Origin of the sequence: Chryseobacterium salviniae, assembly GCF_035819015.1 — a bacterium.
Classification (GTDB): domain Bacteria; phylum Bacteroidota; class Bacteroidia; order Flavobacteriales; family Weeksellaceae; genus Chryseobacterium; species Chryseobacterium salviniae.
On the sequence record NZ_JAYLAA010000004.1, the window covers coordinates 1 to 18,416 of the forward strand.

At 35.0% G+C, this 18,416-nt stretch carries 18 protein-coding genes and 1 pseudogene; 8 read left to right on the forward strand and 11 right to left on the reverse strand.

The window, feature by feature from the left end; translation table 11 throughout:
- Positions 1–292: 292 nt before the first annotated feature.
- From SOP96_RS00940 to SOP96_RS00950, 3 genes and pseudogenes are all read left to right on the forward strand, one after another.
- Positions 293–475: pseudogene (locus SOP96_RS00940) on the forward strand (RHS repeat-associated core domain-containing protein); the annotation flags it as partial.
- Between the two features lie 54 nt (positions 476–529).
- Positions 530–1,237, forward strand: coding sequence for a type II toxin-antitoxin system death-on-curing family toxin (locus tag SOP96_RS19960; protein WP_411911971.1), 708 nt, complete (start codon positions 530–532; stop codon positions 1,235–1,237).
- 4 nt (positions 1,238–1,241) lie between these two features.
- A complete protein-coding gene (locus tag SOP96_RS00950; protein WP_312177490.1) occupies positions 1,242–1,496 on the forward strand; it encodes a hypothetical protein in 255 nt (84 codons plus the stop codon).
- A gap of 76 nt (positions 1,497–1,572) precedes the next feature.
- Here the strand turns inward: SOP96_RS00950 and SOP96_RS00955 are convergent, their stop codons facing one another.
- The 8 genes from SOP96_RS00955 to mobA all read right to left on the reverse strand — a co-directional run bounded on the left by SOP96_RS00955 (position 1,573) and on the right by mobA (position 11,613).
- Positions 1,573–2,019, reverse strand: coding sequence for a hypothetical protein (locus SOP96_RS00955; RefSeq protein WP_326319366.1), 447 nt, complete (start codon positions 2,017–2,019; stop codon positions 1,573–1,575).
- A gap of 112 nt (positions 2,020–2,131) precedes the next feature.
- Entirely contained in the window at positions 2,132–3,889 is a 1,758-nt protein-coding gene (locus SOP96_RS00960) for a protein kinase domain-containing protein (protein ID WP_326319367.1), read from the reverse strand.
- Positions 3,886–4,176, reverse strand: coding sequence for a DUF6804 family protein (locus tag SOP96_RS00965; RefSeq protein ID WP_326319368.1), 291 nt, complete (start codon positions 4,174–4,176; stop codon positions 3,886–3,888). The genes SOP96_RS00960 and SOP96_RS00965 overlap by 4 nt, the downstream gene beginning before the upstream one ends.
- 32 nt (positions 4,177–4,208) lie before the next feature.
- A complete protein-coding gene (locus SOP96_RS00970; protein ID WP_326319369.1) occupies positions 4,209–6,725 on the reverse strand; it encodes an Hsp70 family protein in 2,517 nt (838 codons plus the stop codon).
- Positions 6,726–6,742: 17 nt separating this feature from the next.
- A complete protein-coding gene (locus tag SOP96_RS00975) occupies positions 6,743–7,648 on the reverse strand; it encodes a hypothetical protein (RefSeq protein WP_185208968.1) in 906 nt (301 codons plus the stop codon).
- Positions 7,649–9,556 carry an exodeoxyribonuclease VII small subunit gene (locus SOP96_RS00980; RefSeq protein ID WP_326319370.1) on the reverse strand — a complete coding sequence of 636 codons (1,908 nt, stop codon included), beginning with the start codon at positions 9,554–9,556 and terminating at the stop codon, positions 7,649–7,651. It abuts the gene before it with no gap.
- A 355-nt stretch (positions 9,557–9,911) separates the two neighbouring features.
- On the reverse strand, positions 9,912–11,174 hold the full coding sequence (gene mobB / locus SOP96_RS00985) for a conjugal transfer protein MobB (RefSeq protein WP_326319371.1): 1,263 nt from the start codon (positions 11,172–11,174) through the stop codon (positions 9,912–9,914).
- A 4-nt stretch (positions 11,175–11,178) separates the two neighbouring features.
- Positions 11,179–11,613, reverse strand: coding sequence for a conjugal transfer protein MobA (mobA, locus tag SOP96_RS00990; RefSeq protein WP_185208962.1), 435 nt, complete (start codon positions 11,611–11,613; stop codon positions 11,179–11,181).
- A 537-nt stretch (positions 11,614–12,150) separates the two neighbouring features.
- Between mobA and SOP96_RS00995 the strand changes: the two genes are divergently transcribed.
- The 4 genes from SOP96_RS00995 (at position 12,151) to SOP96_RS01010 (ending at position 14,180) form a co-directional block, all read left to right on the forward strand.
- Positions 12,151–12,639, forward strand: a complete 489-nt coding sequence (locus tag SOP96_RS00995; RefSeq protein WP_326319372.1) for a DUF3408 domain-containing protein — start codon at positions 12,151–12,153, stop codon at positions 12,637–12,639.
- 485 nt (positions 12,640–13,124) lie between these two features.
- Positions 13,125–13,505, forward strand: coding sequence for a hypothetical protein (locus tag SOP96_RS01000; protein ID WP_326319373.1), 381 nt, complete (start codon positions 13,125–13,127; stop codon positions 13,503–13,505).
- Positions 13,506–13,605: 100 nt separating this feature from the next.
- Positions 13,606–13,902: a helix-turn-helix domain-containing protein gene (locus tag SOP96_RS01005; protein WP_076752779.1), complete on the forward strand. Its 297-nt coding sequence runs from the start codon at positions 13,606–13,608 to the stop codon at positions 13,900–13,902.
- Positions 13,899–14,180 (forward strand): helix-turn-helix domain-containing protein, encoded by a 282-nt coding sequence (locus SOP96_RS01010; protein WP_326319374.1) that lies wholly within the window; start codon positions 13,899–13,901, stop codon positions 14,178–14,180. Before SOP96_RS01005 ends, SOP96_RS01010 begins: the two co-directional genes overlap by 4 nt.
- A 103-nt stretch (positions 14,181–14,283) precedes the next feature.
- On the opposite strand, the gene SOP96_RS01015 is transcribed toward SOP96_RS01010, so the two are convergent.
- The 3 genes from SOP96_RS01015 to SOP96_RS01025 form a co-directional block, all read right to left on the reverse strand.
- A complete protein-coding gene (locus SOP96_RS01015; RefSeq protein ID WP_326319375.1) occupies positions 14,284–15,165 on the reverse strand; it encodes a hypothetical protein in 882 nt (293 codons plus the stop codon).
- 174 nt (positions 15,166–15,339) lie between these two features.
- Entirely contained in the window at positions 15,340–16,590 is a 1,251-nt protein-coding gene (locus tag SOP96_RS01020; protein WP_326319376.1) for a site-specific integrase, read from the reverse strand.
- Positions 16,591–16,853: 263 nt separating this feature from the next.
- Entirely contained in the window at positions 16,854–17,180 is a 327-nt protein-coding gene (locus SOP96_RS01025; protein WP_268053395.1) for a helix-turn-helix domain-containing protein, read from the reverse strand.
- A gap of 164 nt (positions 17,181–17,344) precedes the next feature.
- On the opposite strand from SOP96_RS01025, the gene SOP96_RS01030 reads away from it, so the two are divergent.
- Positions 17,345–18,416 (forward strand): CHC2 zinc finger domain-containing protein (locus SOP96_RS01030; protein WP_326319377.1); only part of this gene is annotated, 1,072 nt, incomplete at its 3' end.

Consider the following 18,416-nt stretch of genomic DNA (forward strand, 5'->3'; position numbering starts at 1 on the left):
CTTATTTTGACAAAATGAAGTGAGTTACTTGCAGATTTTACCCTCATATTTAATTTTTGACAAAAATATAATTGCTGTCAAAAAAAAGTTGTGACGCGCTTTTAAGTCCCTATTTATAAGCAATCCAAAATTTATTTTCTTCAATTGAAATAAAAATCTACACGGAATTTTATTTTTCAACTGAATTAAATTTTTATATTTGAAATAAGCGAGCGAGAGCAGACGATCACAGTGTAAAGCCTCGCGCGAGAAAATCCGGAGTAGGAAGTTTTGGAAAATGTGAGCGGGATTATACAATTATAAGTACAACGGGAAGGAACTTCAGGAAACGGGAATGTATGATTATGGTGCAAGGTTTTATATGCCGGATATTGGGAGATGGGGTGTGGTGGATCCGTTGGCGGAAATTTATCCAGGATGGTCACCTTATAATTATACTGTAAATGACCCTATTAATTACACAGATCCAGACGGAAGATGGGTTAGAGGTGCTGGGTTTTGGAATAATATAACAAAATCAGATGCTAGAATACGCGCAGAACAATGGGCAGATCAGTTAGGTTCCGGGTATTATAATGTAACTGTTAATAAAGGTAATAATGGGACTTGGGATGTTACCTCTCATACACTTATATCCAGTGTTAAAGATACTTTTAATTCCGAAGGATTAACTAATACCCTTTATATACCTTATTCTCAAGGAGGAGGCTTAGGTACTGCTCCATCATCTGGAGATCCTTGGGGAGCTACAATTAGTTCTGTTCCTGACTCGAGAGGAAAAACAGATTTTCAAATGCAGGTTTCTGAGAATCCTTTGGTTCAAGGAGCTGTATTAGATGTGGTTACAGGAGGGATTGGAGGAAAATTATTAGGGAGATTATTTTCATCCTCTAAAAAAGTCTTTAATGCAGAAGCCTTTGCAGACGAAATCGTTGCATTAAATAAAGCCACTGATGGTGGTGGTGTTTTGTTAAACGGTAGCCCATCGTCTGCAATAAATTCAGCAATGTATTACGAAACAGCTGCTGAGCAAGGAGCATCTATATTTAAATCTATATCAAACGGTCACATGTTTATGAATGGAAATAAGAGAACTGCTGTTGCAGCTTTTGAGTCTTTTGCCAAGCAACATGGCATAAAAACAGTTAGTAAACAACAAATGATGAATGCTTCAACGCAAGTAGCAACCGGAAAAGTAACCGATGTATCTCAAATTGCAAAAATGTTAACAAAATAGTATTATGAATTATATTAAGGAAACTCTAAAAAAAGAGACTTCTTCTTTTGAAGAATTAATAGAATGTTTTGAAAAAATAAAAACTAATGGAGAAGTAGTTGTCATCAAATTTGATGGTGAAAGAAATGAAAACGCCTATACTGTGTTCATTTCTTTTCCAAATAATAAAAGAGAAATGATTCGTATTGATGACAATGACTTAAAAAATGCATTAATAAAAGTATTAAATATTTATTTAGAAAGTCCTAAAGAAAATTAATTTCCCCCACTACGCAAAGTCTCCTACTTTGAGTATATAAAGTAAATAACCCACCGCTTTGCGGTGGGTTATTGTTTTATAGTGCAGCAATATTTTTCTGCAGATAATCTTTAAACCGTTTTTTAGAAACGAAAGTTTCAATAAGCTTTAGGAGAATGTTTTTTTCTTCGGCATCGAGTTCATTGATAAGTTTTAGCTGTTCCAGAACTGCGGTATCTTCCATAGAAACCTCATTAGGAACATTGTTTTTTTCATTGAAGAAAATAATATCATCAACGGCAATCCCGAAATGTTTAGCGACAAAAACCAATTTATCAACAGGAATATCCTGTTGGTTGTTTTCCATTTTAGAATACCCCGCTGGCGCGAGCGTCCCGCTCGTGTCGGTAAGATAAATAAACCCTCGCAAAATGCGGTGGGTTTTGTATTTTAAAGTTTTCAGGAAAAAGCTGTATCGGCTGAATACTAAGCTTTTATAAAGATTATCAAAAAAGTCAGGTAACGATTTGGTAACGGTGCTCATTGCTTTGCTTTTCAACGTGTTTCCGTTCGCTCAATAGCAAATGTACAAATTTTAGTATTATAAAATAACTATCGACAATAACAATACTGTGAATAGCGTACTAATTTAGAAACTACGTCCTAAATCCAATACTTGGTCTATCATTAGCGTTATTACTTTCTCCATCCATTTTTGCTTTTATGACCAAGTAACTATTTAACTCCTGTAATGAAATTGACGGTTTATTACCTCGAATTGTGTCTAAAACAATAGCTTTTGTAATTCGTGTATTTTCTTTTAAAGCCTTTCTTGAAGCCTCATCACATAAAAATTTGATGTCGCTTGATACGTAATTTTCAGTGGCTTTGGCTAATTCTTCGTAGTTCAAACCGATTTCTGTCGGACGCTTTTTTAAGTACAATTCAAACATCAATTTACGGGCTTCAAAATCAGGTGGTGGCAAGTAAATATGTTTATCCAATCTCCCTGAACGCAAAACAGCTGGGTCAATAGCATTTGGTCTATTAGTAGCACCAACAATAAAAATTCCGTCTTCTCCGCAATTATTCATCTGTGCTAAAAATTCATTGACTGCACTTGTGTTCATATGACTGATGTTTGATGTGTCTCGACTAGGTACAAGAGCATCTAATTCATCTATGAAAATAATGCTTGGTGCATTTTGTCTTGCTTCATCAAACAAATTTTTGATATTTTCTTGTGAAGCATTGACAAATTTACTTTGAATATCAGAGGGTTTTATCTGATAAAAATTAAAACCAATTTCTTCTGCCATTTTCTCAGCAAAAAACGTTTTGCCACAACCAGGCGGACCATACAACAACATTCCATTGGGAATGGTCAAGCCATATTCTGCATATCGCTCTTTATCGTTCAAAGCATCTATTACATCTAACTGTATAGTTTCTTTCAATTCTTGCATTCCTGCTATGGCTGAAAATCCTTTGCCCTTTTTCTTTTCTTTAAATTGAGTTTTTGTAGCTTTTTCTTCAGGAACGGAAAGTTCAACTTCTAATTCTCCGTTTAAAGCCTGTATAAATTCTTTGGCTGATTTAAAACGGTTTTCCGCTTTTGGCTGTAATGCTTTCACGATAATACGCTGCGTTTGTTCGTCTAATTTATCCGAAAATTTTAAAGGTTTTTTCCGTTCCTCCAAAATCGTTTCTTCCAACTGTATTTTGTCGGATTTGTATTTGGATATTTCTACGAAGTAAGGTGGCAAGCCTGTCAATAAATGATAATACAAAGCACCAACCGAATAAATATCGCTTTTGAAAGAAAAGACCTTGTTAAAAGTTTCGTTGGCTGTATAAAACAAATTCAAACCGTCTTTCAAAAATTCTTTGCTGGATTGTTGCAAAAAACGAGCGTAGCCAAAATCTATGATTTTTGGAATGGCAACCTTACCTGATAAATCCAACATTATGTTTTGGCTTGTAATATCGTTATGAATGATTTGTTTGTTGTGCAAATAATTCAAACCATTTAGAACACTCAAAATGATACTTTTTGCTTCATACGGACTCAGTGTATTTTCACGCTTCATTTTGTCGGCTAAAGTTTCTCCACTAATAAAATCTAAAACTGCATAAGCATTTTTACGACTGTCAATAATAGTATTTCCGCTATCGTTGTACCTAACCAAATTGGGGTGTTTGACTTGCTTTAAAAGTTCAATTTCTAAAATATCTCCATTATCCGTAAACTGTGTACGATGTAATTTGGCAAGGTCAAATAGTTTGAGAAACTTCGTTTCTTTCGCTTCGTTTTGCACACGATACGTTTCGGCATAACTTCCTTTTTTCAGAAAGAAGCTAACCGAATATTTATTGTCAATAGTTTGACCTTTGGATAATATAGATTTACTCATTTTTTATTATTTTTCGCTAAACTTACCAACAATCCAACGCCTACAATCACATCTACAATATTCCATAATTCTCGTCCTAGTGCAATTTTGAAAAACGGTTGAAATAGTAATGCTAATGCTCCATAGATAAACATTTCGGTTTGTCTGCTTTGCTGACTAGCTTGATAAGCCAAAACAGCAAAGCTGATTAACGCTATAAAATGCATCAGTTGATAATAACCATACGGCATATCCAAAAGGCAACCAAACATTAAAAAGGCTAAGCCTATTTTTATGATTTTTTCCATTCTATAATGCTTCTTCGGAATTACTGGTTTTTCTAACCAACCAAAACAGAATCGTCTCCGCTTGGTCTTTCCTCATTTGGCAACAAATTGATTAAGTCAACAACAATTGGATGTAAGTCATCTGTATTGGGGTTTTCTCCGATTTGTTGTAAGCCTTCATTTAATAATTGTCTTGCTCTATTACTGTCCTTCCAATGGTATGAAGCAAAATGTTGATTGTGTTGTCTGATGAAATTAATAAGTTGATATACTAATGTCATTTGGAAAAATACTGAATGGATTTCTTCTGCCAATGCTTTACCTAATTTGATGTCTTGTGATTTCAAAACTTCTTCTAATTGATTTCGCAACTGATTAACAACTTGTGTTGAACGGTCGTTTCCTAAATCTTTATTGGCTTTTTCTAATCTGTAAAATTCTTCTTTTAGTTCTTCTTCCAGTTTTGGCCATTCTGTTGTTTCGCTTAATTCGTCAATAGTTTTAAGCGTTTTCCTAAGATTAGTCAATACTTCTTGTTTTCCATCCACATCGTTTTTGCTGTTTTCAAACTTTCTCTCCAGTTCGGCTATTTCAGTTTCTGCCTTTTGGACTTTATCATCGCTTATTCCTTCGTCTTTTAGTTCTTCAATGCTTCCTTTTGCTTTGCGGATTTCATTAGAAAGCCAACTGGTTTCTACTGACTGAACGGTATCAGTTGGAACTTCGATTTCTGACGTATGGTCTAAATATGGGAAATATGCCTGAATAGAAACTTTTTGCGACTTATCTATGCTAATCGTTAAATCTACATCGCTGTTATCGGGTAATAATGCAGGTAAATCTGCTCCGCTAATTATGATGTCATAAACGTGTTCATTATAGATGGCTCTCGTTCCATCAGCACCGTGTTCGCCTTGATATAACGGAATTTTGATAAAATCAGAATCCATTCCGGGGCGAATTTGTTTCTGAGTTTTTAATCCATTTGCTGTACCTGTTGCAGGTAAAGATTTATTTTGTTCCAATCCTGAAACTTGCCTAAATTCAATTTTCCCTGTTTCTCTTTTTTTAATCTCGATACCCCAATTAAGTGTAAGTCCTTGCATTGAGTTCAAACCCCCAATTCCTTGAATTATTGTAAACTCTTTGGGTTCACTTTCTAAAAGATTTCCTTTGTCATCAAATAATGTTACTTCAAAACCATTAGTTTTACCTTCTATAAGTTGTGTTTCAATTACTTCTCCAATTTCGTTTATTTCAACTTTTCCGCTTGACCACGCTTTGTCACTTCGTGTAATTTCTGCGAAAACTTTTTCAGGAATTGTTCCTTCTGTTTTATCAATTAGAATTTTTAGCGTAACAAATTCTTCTAACTCAACAGTGGAAGCTTCGTGTCCTATTTCGATTTGAATTTTGGATTTATCTCTTGTCTGCTCTTTTATTTCTTCTGAAATACTTACTGTAGATGCATACAAAGCAGCACCTTTTGATACTACTGTCATTGGGTCAACGGTAGTGTCAGGTTTGCAAATTTGCTTCTCCAACATTTTTCTGATAATTGGAGAAAAAGTCGGACCTCCAACTAAAATCAAGGAATCTAAAGACGAACCTTTTAGGTTGTTACGCTCTAAAAGTTTTTTTGAAATATCAACAGCCTTTTGAAAAACAGGCGATAAAACATTTTCTAAATCTGCTTGTGTTATCGTTAAATCAATTTCGATATCTTCTCCATCATCATCAGTTCCTGCGCCTTCCTCTTTGTATAAATTGAATTCATTTTTAAAGGAAAGCTCATTTTTCAATTCTTCTGCAAACGGCTTTAATGCTTCACGGTATTTTGCTTTTTTATGGTCATCATTTAAAATACCATTAATCGAAAAATTCTCTTGAATATGTGGAATGATAATTTCGTCAACAACAGCCAAATCTAAATTTTTACCACCTAAATAATTATCTCCTTCGGTATCAGCAACTTTCATAATACCGTCTTCCACTTTCAATAAAGCTGCATCAAAAGTTCCCCCACCAAAATCGAAAACTAACCAAAAACCGTCTTTGTTCTTATTATCTAAACCATAAGCCATTGCAGCCGCAACAGGTTCTTGCAAAACTTCTGCATGTTCAAATCCTGCTAACTTTGCAGCACGCCTTGTAGCATCAATTTGATTGTTTTTGAAAGCGGCAGGAACTGTAATTACTACTGCATTTACAGCTTCATCAGTTACAAATGATTTCAACGTTTTTAAAACTTCTGCGGACAATTCTTCTGAACTTAAATCTTTATCCAAGTTGGAACTGAAATATTTCCTATCTGTTCCCATTGTTCTTTTGAACTCGATAAATGCATTGGGCTCAATATCTTTTGATAAACTAGCTTCTTGCTCGCTTCTGTAAACTGCGAACGCCTTTTTTCCTGCTAAAACACCTTTTTTGTTGTAAGCTATACAAGACGGCATTGTGTCGTCCAGACCATTAACTTTAATTATTTTTGCCTCTCCGCTTTCAATTCTTGAAATAGCGGAATTGGTTGTACCTAAGTCGATACCGTAATCTATTTTAGTTCTTGCCATTATAGTTTGGGAATATTTTAGTTTTGCGATACATCTACTTGTGCTCTTTGAATAAGAACATCATTATAATTTACTTGTGGTTTGATAACTGCCGTGATAACCTTTCTTCCTTCTGTTAGATTTTCGTCTGTTATGAAGTTAATGACGTCAATATTCATTCTCTCGTCATAGTCTTTGTTAAGAAGATTAACCATTTCATAACCATTCGAAGCAAAGTTTGCCTGAATTCTTTCTATACCTTTTACAAGTGGTTTTAATCCTTTGGTATCATCATCCATTTTGGATATGTTCTTTTGCATTCTTACAATCTCGTCAGCGACTTTCAAAGCTAAAGAATGGTCGATTTCAATGTTAGAATTAGTAGGAGTAATTTGTTTTTCCTCTTGTTTCAATTTTAATTGCGACTCCAAAACTTCTACCAGTTTGCTATCTAACTTAATGCTTTCTTCTTCCAAAGCTGTTTTGGTATTTTTGATTTGAGTTTCTACGTCAGTTTTACTGTTGGCAATACGTTTTCCTAATAACCAATAGATAATTCCGCCTAAAAGTAATGTTGCCAATGTCGCAATTATCCAATACAAACGATTGGTGCTTACATCTTTGTCTAACTTGGAGATGCTATCTTTTGCGGTTGTTTCTGTCTGTTGGATTTTTGTACCCAAATCGTCTGCAATCGATTTAATATTTTGAACATTTTGACTTGTCTCCGTTTTAAGGCTGTCAATCTGCTTTTCTTGATTTTCAGTTTTTACGGAAAGAGTAGACAATTCTGATTTATACTGATTGATTACAGATTGTTGATTGTTTAGTTTTTGTTTTAAAACAGAAATTTCCTGCTGTTGCTTTTGCAGTTCTGTATTTTGTTCCTGTGCGAAAAGTGTTGTTGCACAAAATAGTATTGGAATGAGTATAGTTTTTTTCATTTATTTATTCATTAGAGTTTGCTTAGCTTTTTTGATTTTATCTTGAACAGCCTTTACTTCTTTCTGTTTAGTTTCAGAAGACCTAAACCACTGAAATTTTTCAACTTCTTTCAATTCGTTTTCAAAAAAATAAACACTTTTGGTAAGCTCAGTCTTCTTTGCAGGAGACCAATCAACTTGAAAAGTTTTAGTATAGATTTTGTAATGATCTACATAAATTTCAATTTTATGTTCGCCAACCATATAGCTACATTCTTTAGCATTTCCATAACCACCGAGGTCAATCACACTGCTTTGAGGTGTTATTGTTAGGTCATTGACACTTGTATATCCTTTTGGAGAAGTTTTTGAATTATTACTGTATTTTCCTTCTGGATTTATGTATTTCTTATAGATGGAAATCTTTTGTGTTCCTGTTGAGCGAACTTTTAATTTTATTCCAACATATCTAATATCCTCTATAAAAAATGGTTTTTCAATAATTTTTGAGTTTGAATCTGTATTTGAAATCTCTGCGGACAGAATTTCAAAAGATAATTTCGGAGCAATTTTTTTATAAATCTCAATTATGCGTGAAATTGTGGCAGATTTTAACGAGTTGTTTTCTGTCCAATTAATTAATTCCCAAAACTCTTTTTTAGCCTCAGATTTATCACTTTCTTTGATTTTCTTTAAATTCTTATCTGTTAAAATTCCAGACAACAAATCATTTACGTTTCCCCAATTTATTGAGTTTCTAATATTATCCTTTACTGCACCCCAATTTATAGACTTATGCCCTAACTTTATTAATACGTCATTTTTCTCAAGGTCTCTGACTTCTTGGTTAATTTTCCTCTCATTATCTTCATACATTAGTTTAACAGACTTTAGAACTTCTACAATTTGAGAAAGTTCTTGGTCTTTCATTTCTTCAAGTGTACTAATATTTTCTTTTACCTTGTTTTTCGTAGCATCATTTATGGCTACACTTTCGGCTAATTTTGCCAACTTCATAGCTTCTTCAAGATAATTACCGCTTTTTTCCTGTTCCTGGCTTTCGTTGAAGTAATCAACAGAGCACTGTAATATCTCTTTCGCAATATTATCACCCAATATTTTGTATTGTAGATTAGCATTACCTACAATTGATTTTAATAGTGCTAATTCGCTTTTGGTGTTAGTGTATAAATCTGTTCCAAATTTATATGCATTGCCTTTGTTATTTAATCGCTTTTTATTGCATTGTTCAATTTGAACTTCAATTTTATGAACAGGTTCTTCCGTAAATTTTTTGGAAAGATATTTTTGAGCAGTTCCGTTACAATTGCTAAACAGCTCCATTGCTTCTGAAGTTGAATATTTGCCTTTGAATAGTGTTAGTAATTCATCAATTAATAGTTCAATTTGCTTCGGCGTATCAATAGAAAAAGTCTCGTCAGCAACTGTATGAACAAAATCTTTGAAATTTTCCGATTCAATTAGTTTTATTTTGGTAGTAATTCCTCGTTTTAAATCTTCTTTAGAATGTCCCAACAAATAAAGCGTACTGATATTATTGAAAGCTGAATAATTTTTTGAGTTAACCTCTTTGTCATTGCTTAATTTTTCCCAAATTTCAAAAGCTTTTTCTTTGTTTCCGCTTATCAGATGTTGGATTGCGGTATTATCAATGGGATTGAGATTGAGAAACCAAAATAGAGAATAGAAAACTTTATTCTGATTTTGTTCGATGTCAGAAAAAGCTTTATCGATAATGGTACTACTCCTTGACAAGGATGATAGAAAAGGGAAATCATATTCAGAAGAAATCTCTTTTCCTACTTCACTGAATCTCTTGATTTTACTTTTTTGTTTCAGAATATCTTTCTCGGAACTATTGGCGAGAATCCCTGCAATTCTGTATGGATTATTTATAATTGATTTCATTATAATTTCTACGGTCTGGCAATTTAAATTAGTTTTTTTAAATTTTCTTACGGGTTTCCGTAAAGATAAAAAAAATAACGTGAGCTAATTCCCCTTGCTCGTATCTGCGGTGGTCGAATACCGATAGCACAAAGCAAAAAGGAACGCCCACGCTTTACCGTAGGCGTTTCCACTCTTACTTTCCTGTGCTATTTGAAATTTTCGACCTTTCAGATACAGGAATTTATAAAGCGAAACGCTATAATTATATATCTATTTTTCTTTTATTTAACTCATTAAAACTTGTTTTGTTCTTCTGCAAAGATATGAAAAATACGTCAGGGATTTGACGTGTGAAGTATCTACAAAGTCTATTTTACAATCTTCTCCCTTTCTTCTTTTTCTTCATTTGTTTAGCAAACTGTTCTTCCTCGTAGTCTTCGCCTTGTGCATTAGGTAGCAAGCTGAATAATCCTAAATCGTAATTAGCCGAATGTTCATTTGAAAGAAATTCAAAAAGGTCTTTCGTTGGAGAATAGTCCAATGTACTTGTATTGAAAACAGGGTTATCCTGTATTTTCAGTTCGGGTTTATTTCCGTTGTTCCACCACTGGTTAAACATATTTGCCGACAGGCTTCTATCTAATTGCGAACCGTTCCAAATACTTCGGCTTTCGTGGTCGATGAACGTGATACCGTAAATCCGTCCGCTTTCATTTTTACGGACAATCGTATTGATACCTTGCTCTACAAGTTGCTTTTTAAATTCCGTTTCGTTGTTTGTGGTGTGTATCGCAAGCTCCACCGTGTTTTTCAGAACAGACCTTGCAGGGTTGGTTTTCATTTTCTCTTTGGACTGCTCAAAGTGCTTTTGAAGTTCTGCAACGCCTGCATCTTTTCCGAAAAGTGATGCTTTAAATGGATTACTTACTTTGTTTCCGTTGTCGTCCAATGCCACATACACCAATCCGTTTACGGTCTGTCCGTTCCGTTCACCTTTGACTTGCTCCGCTGTGATGTTGAAAAGAGAAAGTAACGCATTGTAGCTACCCATAGTTGAAAAGTTGTAATACTTGGGCAGATGCCTTACTACCGAAGCAATCTGACTTTTAATGTCGCCATTTTTATGATTTACAGGCTTGAAAACTTTATTGGCTTGTTTCTGCTCTTGTTCGGTTGCTTTGTGCAGGTTGTATTTCTGTTCTAAATTCCGACAAATAGCCATTGAACGTGGATGGTCGTAATCATCAGGGATTTTCTTTCCGTCAATTCCCACGCAGGTCGAAACGATATGGATATGCGTGCGGTCAATATCCGTATGCTTGAAAACTATGTAAGGTTGGTTGCCGTAGCCCATACGTTCCATATATTCTTGTGCCATATCCGTAAACTGCTCATCGCTAACCTTATCCGCAGGATCTGGGTTCAGCGATATATGCCGTACCGTCTTTTCTGTTTTGATATTAGCAGACAGATATGGTTCAAAGCATTTATTAAAATAGGCAACGGAATACTTACCGTCCACCGTGTCAGGTATCTTGTTCAGCAATAAAACCGCTCCGTTTTCCTTATCCACTTTTTGTTGATTGTACAAAATCGCTCCATACATATTGCCTCCTTTTCCAATTTTTGCAATCATAACTTTACTCTTTTTTCAAATACTTCTCTTCAAATTCCTGTGTCAAACGGATGACTTCTTTTGTGACTTGTACCAATTCAATGGTTTCTTTTTCCAATTTAAAAAGGTATGTTCCTGCTTTTTTCTCTGAAAAATTGCGGTACAATATCTTCACAACCTGATTATAATTTGTTCCGATTGCTCGGAACTGGCTAAAAAATCGGGTCAATTTTTCGTGATAATCTAATGCATCCATATCAATTTTTACGGTCTTTACCGTCTTCTGAAAGATGCAAGCGGTAATAAAATGAGCAATGACTTTCATTTCTGACTGGTCAAAGAGAGCAAGAAATTTAGCATTATCCTCCGCATTCAGGTTGATAGAATACCGATGAACCGCAGGGTCAATCTTTGGTTTTCTTCCTGATTTCTTAATCTGTTTTCTGTTTTTCTCTTCCATAATAATCCATTTTAATTTTTAAACAAACGGGCGACTTCGGAGCCGTTTCCAGCCCCCTGCAAGGGCAAGTGCTTTTGAGGTGCCGAAATTCATTTCGAGTACCTCAAAAGATAACTTGCTCTGAACAAGAGTTCAGAAAAATCCGTTTTGCAAACGGATTGGAGTTAGCCGAAAAAATCAACTGCTCCGATTACAAAGTTCGATAAGACTATTTGAAAAACAGCAACTTACGATTACGCCAAATAAAGCCAATGAACGCCAAATAGTGCCACTTCTATACGGATTGGGATTGCTTTTATTTTCTTTGTGTGGTTAGTTGGCTGATTGGTTATGTCTTTAATCAAATAAATGAACAGCAAAAATTTCGACAGCAAATCAGCGTGATTGAATGCAGACTAATTACAAATTTTTGAGTTAATGAACTAGTTGATTAAGAGTATATAAGTGCATAGCAACTTACATGCGTGCTATGATATTTATAACTGATTGTTCAGCTAGCCAAACAGCTAATAGAATATAATATTAAAAATAAGAGATATGATACACGAAGAAAACAAAAATCAGCAACCCGAAAAAGAGGATTTCTCTATTGAAAATTTCCTAACTGATGAAAAGAAACAACCTTTGACGGAACAACAGGCAGTAACACATCGGGAAGATTTTGCTAAACCCGAAGTAGACGAGGAAGCGATGATGCTTGTAATGGCTGGAGAAGAACCTACGGAAACGGAACATACAAAACCGACATCAAGTAATGCAAAAAGAACTGTTTCAAAACCAAAGAAGCTGAACAAAGAGGACTACTGCGGACAGTTTTTTAAAATCCCGACTACAACGGCAAGCAGGGGGAAATCGGTCTATGTAAGGCAGGAACATCACGAAACATTTAACAGGCTTACCAATATTATGGGCATAGACAAGCTGACGATTTATGCGTACCTCGACAACATTATCGAGTACCATTTTCAGGAGTTCGGGGAATTGATTAGCGAAATCTATAATGATAAGCACAAACCGTTGTTTTGATTGTGGTGCGGTGTCGGACGTGTGCGTTGCTCCCTCTTAAAATTATTTTCCAAAACAAAAAAACAGAAAAAAAAGAAAGCCATTTTAACAAGGCGGACAAGGGGAAAAGCCAAAAGGAAACGGAATAAATCCCGAAGGGTGGCAGGGCAATTTTTTGCCCTGCCATTATGCCGTAGTCTTTTGGTTGGGCGGTGCGGTGGCTGTCCTCCTTAATTTTGCTACCTTTTTGTTCTTTTTTTAATCAATGCCAATCAAAGAAAGGGTGCAAAAAACACGTAAGGGCAAAGTATGGTGTGTTTTTGGTATGCTTTCCTTTATCCGTACAAAACTCTTTAAATGTATAAGAGCTTTGCGAGGAAAATTTAAAGTGTTTTAAGGATTACTTTCTATTCATATCGTGCCAACATAAGCCAAATACTGCCACATAATGCTAAATGAAAACAATACATTCCTTTGTATTCTATATTGGGGAAAATTTTGAACCTATGGCACAAAAAGTAATAACTGACAAAGAGCATAAAGAAAAAGAGCTGTCCAATAAAAAAGAGGATGCACCTTTTATGCAGGTCGATAAGAACAGTGACCCGATTTCCAATTTCATCACCAATTTTAAACGCCAATTCAAAGAAACAAAGGGTTTAGGTCTGGGCAGGCTGTTCGGCGGCAAGCGTGTTGAACAAAAAAAACAACCTGCCGAACCTGAAAGTATAATAGGTGCAACAAAAACGGTGATGCATTCGGATTTCAAAAACGATGAAAAAAGTCAGAATGTACAGAAAAACAAAAAGCCTGCCTTGAAGTCAGACAATGCAATCAAACCACAACAGGCTCGCCCGAAAAACAATAAACCAAAATTGGGATTATAGCCGAGTATTTGGCAACTGCACGCCAAATACCGCCATTGACTACAACATTAGAATAACCTATGTCAATAGCTTTTATTTTCGAGGTTTAAATGATGCAGATATGGAAATAACAGTTTTAGACATTCAGATTTTAAAAGCATTGCATAGGGAAGTAAAGGAAGTTTCCAATCTAATTGCGGAAATGACCGCACCCTACAAAGCATTGCAACAGGCAACAAAATGGCTCGACCAACAGGAAGCCTGCCAACTGCTCAATATCAGTAAGCGGACGTTACAGACGTATAGGGCAAAAGGCATTCTTGGAGCAACGCAAATCAATCGGAAAACATATTTCAGATTGTCCGAAGTGGAGTTATTAATGCAGGGAGAGCGACCATTAAAAAAGCAAAAGAAATGAAACAGATTGGAAATTCAGACGAAGATATGCTTGCCCTGCTCGAAGCTGTGGTAGGTATCAAAAATGAACTGCTGTATATCAGGGAATATTTTCATCCACTCTTAAAAGGGGAAATCTACCTTTCAGGCAAACAGGTTTGCCAGATGCTACACATCAGCAAACGAACGTTGCAACAGTACAGAGATGACGGACTGATACCTTTTATCAAGCTCGAACGGAAAATCCTTTTTCGAGAAAGTGATATTATCAAGGTGTTGGAAGACAACTATCAGCGATAGCCGTTAAAAAGGATGCTTTGAAACTGTAACCGTATCGGTCAATTAAAGAAACAGCCCACTACTTAAAGCGGTGGGCTGTGGTGTTTTATAAACGTGTAGGAGATTAAATTCCAAGTTTATCGTGCATTTCCCGCCATTCTTTTCCAAGTTCAACCATTTCTAATGCAGCTTTTCGTTTGTCTTCTGGCAGGCATTGTATGCAAGTAGGATACTGAATGCCTTTGTAATGTACTTTACAATTAGGGCATAACTCCATATTTTTTAAATCATAGTTAGAAGCACATCTTCTACATGCGGTTATCGTGTCTTCAAATGAAAGATATTTTATGTCGTCAGTTAAGTAGAGTAAAAATGCTTCTTTTCCAATTATTTCTTCATTTTTGGTTTTAGCGTTTTCTCTTTGAAACCAATATTTTATATTTGATAAATTGTGGGTGTTTTTCCATTTGTCTTTTGAAACAAAACACTTGTCTCGAACATCAAGAGCTTCCTCATCCGTATAAAAAATTGTGATTAGTTCTTCTAACGATTTATAAACTGGTTCATCAAACTCGTGTTTGCATACCGAACAACGATATTGCGGTAGTTTTCTCACTCTCTTGTTAGGACGGTTGTCTCCACAATTTGGGCATAAAGGAACAGCTATGTAATCATAATTGTTTACAATATGTTTCTTAAATTCTGATTTATCAATGTCAGAATTAGTTTCTTTAAAAATTTGAGTGTATTTTCTTGTTATTTCTCTTTCGTAGTCGGAATATTTCTTTGGATGAGAAAGATGCTGAATAGTTAACGTGTCTATACTATCACATATTTCGCATTTTTCTTTAAGAATTTTAGCTCGTCTCTCTTTCCAATCTGCTGTGTGCCACGAACGTTGCCCTTCTTTGTAATCTTTCCAATATAGTTCCTTAGCAAGTTCTAATGAAATTTCTCCATTAGTCAACTTTTCCCTTAATTCGATACGTTCGTTATATGTCAACATACTTCAATCATATTGTTTTAATTATTGTAAATATAACTCTCACAAAATCTAGGCAATACAACTAAATAGGTTGGTCTTGTTTAACTAATGTGAGATGTTATTTTTGTAAATAGCTAAAATACAAAAAAGCCAATGCAAAAACAGCATTGGCTTTCGTTCATTGCATTATTAGTTTTAAAGTTGAACCACAAAAGAGCTTTCCATACTTTTAAACTTATGCGATACCTTTTGCATATCCTTTCCTACTTTCTCGTTAAGTATCTTGGCGTAAATCTGCGTAGTGGCAATATTTTTATGTCCTAACATTTTGCTCAAACTTTCAAGCGGTACGCCCTCGCTCAAAAACAATGTGGCAAACGTATGGCGTGCCAAATGAAAGGTTACTTTCTTTTCTTTAAGGCAATCGATTTGTTGGGATATTACTTTTAATCTATCATTACAGGAACTATTAGACGGAACAGGAAAAACCTTTCCGTCCTTTGACAATCCTGCATATTTTTCGATAATCATTTTAGGAATATCCAACAGCATTACATTGGACGATGTTGCTGTCTTTCTCCTGCGGACGATAATCCATTGATTGCCGTCAAAGAACTCCTGAAGATTGCTGTTTTTAAGCCCTTTTATATCCGAATAGGAAAGCCCTGTAAAGCAACTGAAAACAAACAGGTCTTTTATCAATTCGTCTTTCTTTTTCTCGCAGTTGAACGCTACAAGCTGTTCTAACTCGTTCCGCAACAGATAACCTCTGTCTTTGTCTTTTTTGGTATTCTTGTACTCGCTGAACGGATTAAAAGCAAGGTGCTTTCTGTTCATCGCCAATCGGCAAAGCGTAGTAAAGCCAATCATATAATTCCAAATAGTGTTATGATTTAGGGTTAAATCATCACGCAGATAGTAGTCGAAATCCTGTACAAATTCAGAAGTAAGGTCGTTAAACATTACATCAGTATAACCGTACTTTACAAGGGCAAAATTCCGCAGATGCTTTAAAAGCGTTTTGTATCTTCGATGTGTGCCTTGTACCCGAAGTCCGCTGTTTACCTTTTTTTCAAAGTCTGCTATAAACTGTTCGTAGAACTTAAAAAAGGTTAGTTCTCCACTTTCCATACCGAGAAAAGCATTTTTAAGTTTGGCACTGTTTACCGCTCCCTCGTTCTTTAGGATTTTGGAATAACATTCCTCGATACCCAATCGTATCTTGTCAAGTTTACCGTTTACGTCTTGGGCTTCTCGGCTTTTTCCTAAAACCCTGCCGTACTTCAAATCCCAATTCGATGCGGAAATATCCAACTTGGTACTGAATGCAGATTGTTTGCCGTTTACGGTAATCCTGCACATAACCGTAACTTTTCCGTTCTTCTTCGGGGCATTCTTTTTAAGGTAGAACAATACCTTAAATGTTGATTTTTTTGTCGTTTCCATACTCACAATTCTTAATGATAAAATTAAACTTATGTGAGCCACGGAGCAATATGAAAAACCATGCAAAAAACTGAAATACAGTATCTTAAAATAATTGTTTTCGATATTTAAAAGTAACGTTTTAGTAACCTTACTTTTGCCTAACCTCGCTTTTTTCTGCTTTTTACCTCATTACCAAAAAATCAAAAAACGATTGTAAAGACTTTACTTACAATCGTTTTCCCTGTTATTAATCTTTGATGTATTTTTACTGAAAATTTATTTTATAAAATGCTTTGAATTTTTCTTTTAGCGATAAAAGCGTCAATGACTGAAAAGATATGATTGCGGTCTTCAGGTTCAAATTTTGAGACCTCCAAAATACGGCTACTTGTATTTTTATCAATCTGCACATCTTCTTTTCCGGTAAGGTAATCCAAAGACACGTCCAAAATATCTGCAATCTTGCGAGCAATATCTATCGAGGGATAAACTTCGTTCCTCTCGTATCTTCCCAACACGTTTTTATGAATCCCCAATTGACTTGCCAAGTCGGTTTGGGAAATCCCTTTTTGTTTTCTAAGTTCTGAAACTATACTTCCGAAATCCATAATAAAGAAACTTTATAGGTTTAAAAAACCTTGTTTACTATTGAAATGTAAATATATGAAAACAAAATCGGTTCTTCAAAACTTAAAAAGCTTGCAAAATAAAACTAAAATGGTATCTTAGCACCGAAATAGTTGTCAAAAAATATTTTAAACTTTTTTATTCTATGGAAATCTCCGCAATCAAAAGCCAGTTATCTATCTCAACGGTTCTGCATTATTACGGTTTAAAACCTGATAAGAACAATACAATGTGCTGTCCGTTCCACGAAGATAAAACGCCATCAATGCAGATCTATTACAAAACGCAGACAGCTTACTGTTTTTCTTCCAACTGCAAAACGCACGGTAAAAGTATGGATGTGATCGATTTTATAATGCACAAAGAAAATTTATCAAAGCACGAAGCGATAAAAAAAGCTGAAGAGATTTTAAATCCAGGTTCCGGAAACCAAGAGATAAGTAAAGAAAAGTTCCTTAATAATATGTTCCAATATTTTAGGAATGCGATAAGCAACAGCAAGCCTGCAAAGAAATATTTGGAAAAGAGAAATCTGGATAATAGCATTTTAGAAATCGGCTATAACTCTGGTCAGTTCCATCACGGGGAAAGGAAAACGGAAGAACTATTGAGACAGGCTTTAGAAGTTGGACTGTTGCAGGATAAAGGACAAATCAACAGCAGAACCGGAGAAAAAGGGTATAGTCCTTTTGCGAAATGGTGTATCTGTTTTGCGCTGAGAAATCAGAAGAATGAAGTTACAGGATTATACTTTAGAAGTATTTTAAACGATGATAAAGCCAAGCATTATTATCTGAAAAATCGTTCCGGAATCTATCCAAACTATCCAAAATCAGATACTAAAAAACTCATTCTTACAGAAGCAATCATCGATTGTGCGAGTTTACTTCAGATAAAAGAAATCAGAGACAATTACAGTCTCATAAGCTGTTTTGGAACTAATGGATTGAATGAAGAGATTTTAAACACAATAAAAGAACTTCCGGAACTTGAAGAAATTATTTTCTGTTTTGACCAGGATAAAGCAGGAAAAGGAGCAGTAAAGAAATATGCAGAACTGTTGAAACAAGAATGTAAATCTGTCACACTGAGCGTAGTCGAAGTGCCGAACAATGATATAAATGAGACTTTGCAGTTACACGATGAAACAATATTTGTAGAATTACTGAATAATAGAAAAGATATTTTTCTTTCAACTGAAACAATAAAAGTTACAG

Excerpts from the sequence above, each read along its gene's own strand:
- SOP96_RS00950 (WP_312177490.1), top strand. The coding sequence starts at position 1,242 with ATGAATTATATTAAGGAAACTCTAAAAAAAGAGACTTCTTCTTTTGAA.
- SOP96_RS00955 (WP_326319366.1), bottom strand. The coding sequence starts at position 2,019 with ATGAGCACCGTTACCAAATCGTTACCTGACTTTTTTGATAATCTTTAT.
- SOP96_RS00960 (WP_326319367.1), bottom strand. The coding sequence starts at position 3,889 with ATGAGTAAATCTATATTATCCAAAGGTCAAACTATTGACAATAAATAT.
- SOP96_RS00965 (WP_326319368.1), bottom strand. The coding sequence starts at position 4,176 with ATGGAAAAAATCATAAAAATAGGCTTAGCCTTTTTAATGTTTGGTTGC.
- SOP96_RS00970 (WP_326319369.1), bottom strand. The coding sequence starts at position 6,725 with ATGGCAAGAACTAAAATAGATTACGGTATCGACTTAGGTACAACCAAT.
- SOP96_RS00975 (WP_185208968.1), bottom strand. The coding sequence starts at position 7,648 with ATGAAAAAAACTATACTCATTCCAATACTATTTTGTGCAACAACACTT.
- SOP96_RS00980 (WP_326319370.1), bottom strand. The coding sequence starts at position 9,556 with ATGAAATCAATTATAAATAATCCATACAGAATTGCAGGGATTCTCGCC.
- mobB (WP_326319371.1), bottom strand. The coding sequence starts at position 11,174 with ATGATTGCAAAAATTGGAAAAGGAGGCAATATGTATGGAGCGATTTTG.
- mobA (WP_185208962.1), bottom strand. The coding sequence starts at position 11,613 with ATGGAAGAGAAAAACAGAAAACAGATTAAGAAATCAGGAAGAAAACCA.
- SOP96_RS00995 (WP_326319372.1), top strand. The coding sequence starts at position 12,151 with ATGATACACGAAGAAAACAAAAATCAGCAACCCGAAAAAGAGGATTTC.
- SOP96_RS01000 (WP_326319373.1), top strand. The coding sequence starts at position 13,125 with ATGGCACAAAAAGTAATAACTGACAAAGAGCATAAAGAAAAAGAGCTG.
- SOP96_RS01005 (WP_076752779.1), top strand. The coding sequence starts at position 13,606 with ATGGAAATAACAGTTTTAGACATTCAGATTTTAAAAGCATTGCATAGG.
- SOP96_RS01010 (WP_326319374.1), top strand. The coding sequence starts at position 13,899 with ATGAAACAGATTGGAAATTCAGACGAAGATATGCTTGCCCTGCTCGAA.
- SOP96_RS01015 (WP_326319375.1), bottom strand. The coding sequence starts at position 15,165 with ATGTTGACATATAACGAACGTATCGAATTAAGGGAAAAGTTGACTAAT.
- SOP96_RS01020 (WP_326319376.1), bottom strand. The coding sequence starts at position 16,590 with ATGGAAACGACAAAAAAATCAACATTTAAGGTATTGTTCTACCTTAAA.
- SOP96_RS01025 (WP_268053395.1), bottom strand. The coding sequence starts at position 17,180 with ATGGATTTCGGAAGTATAGTTTCAGAACTTAGAAAACAAAAAGGGATT.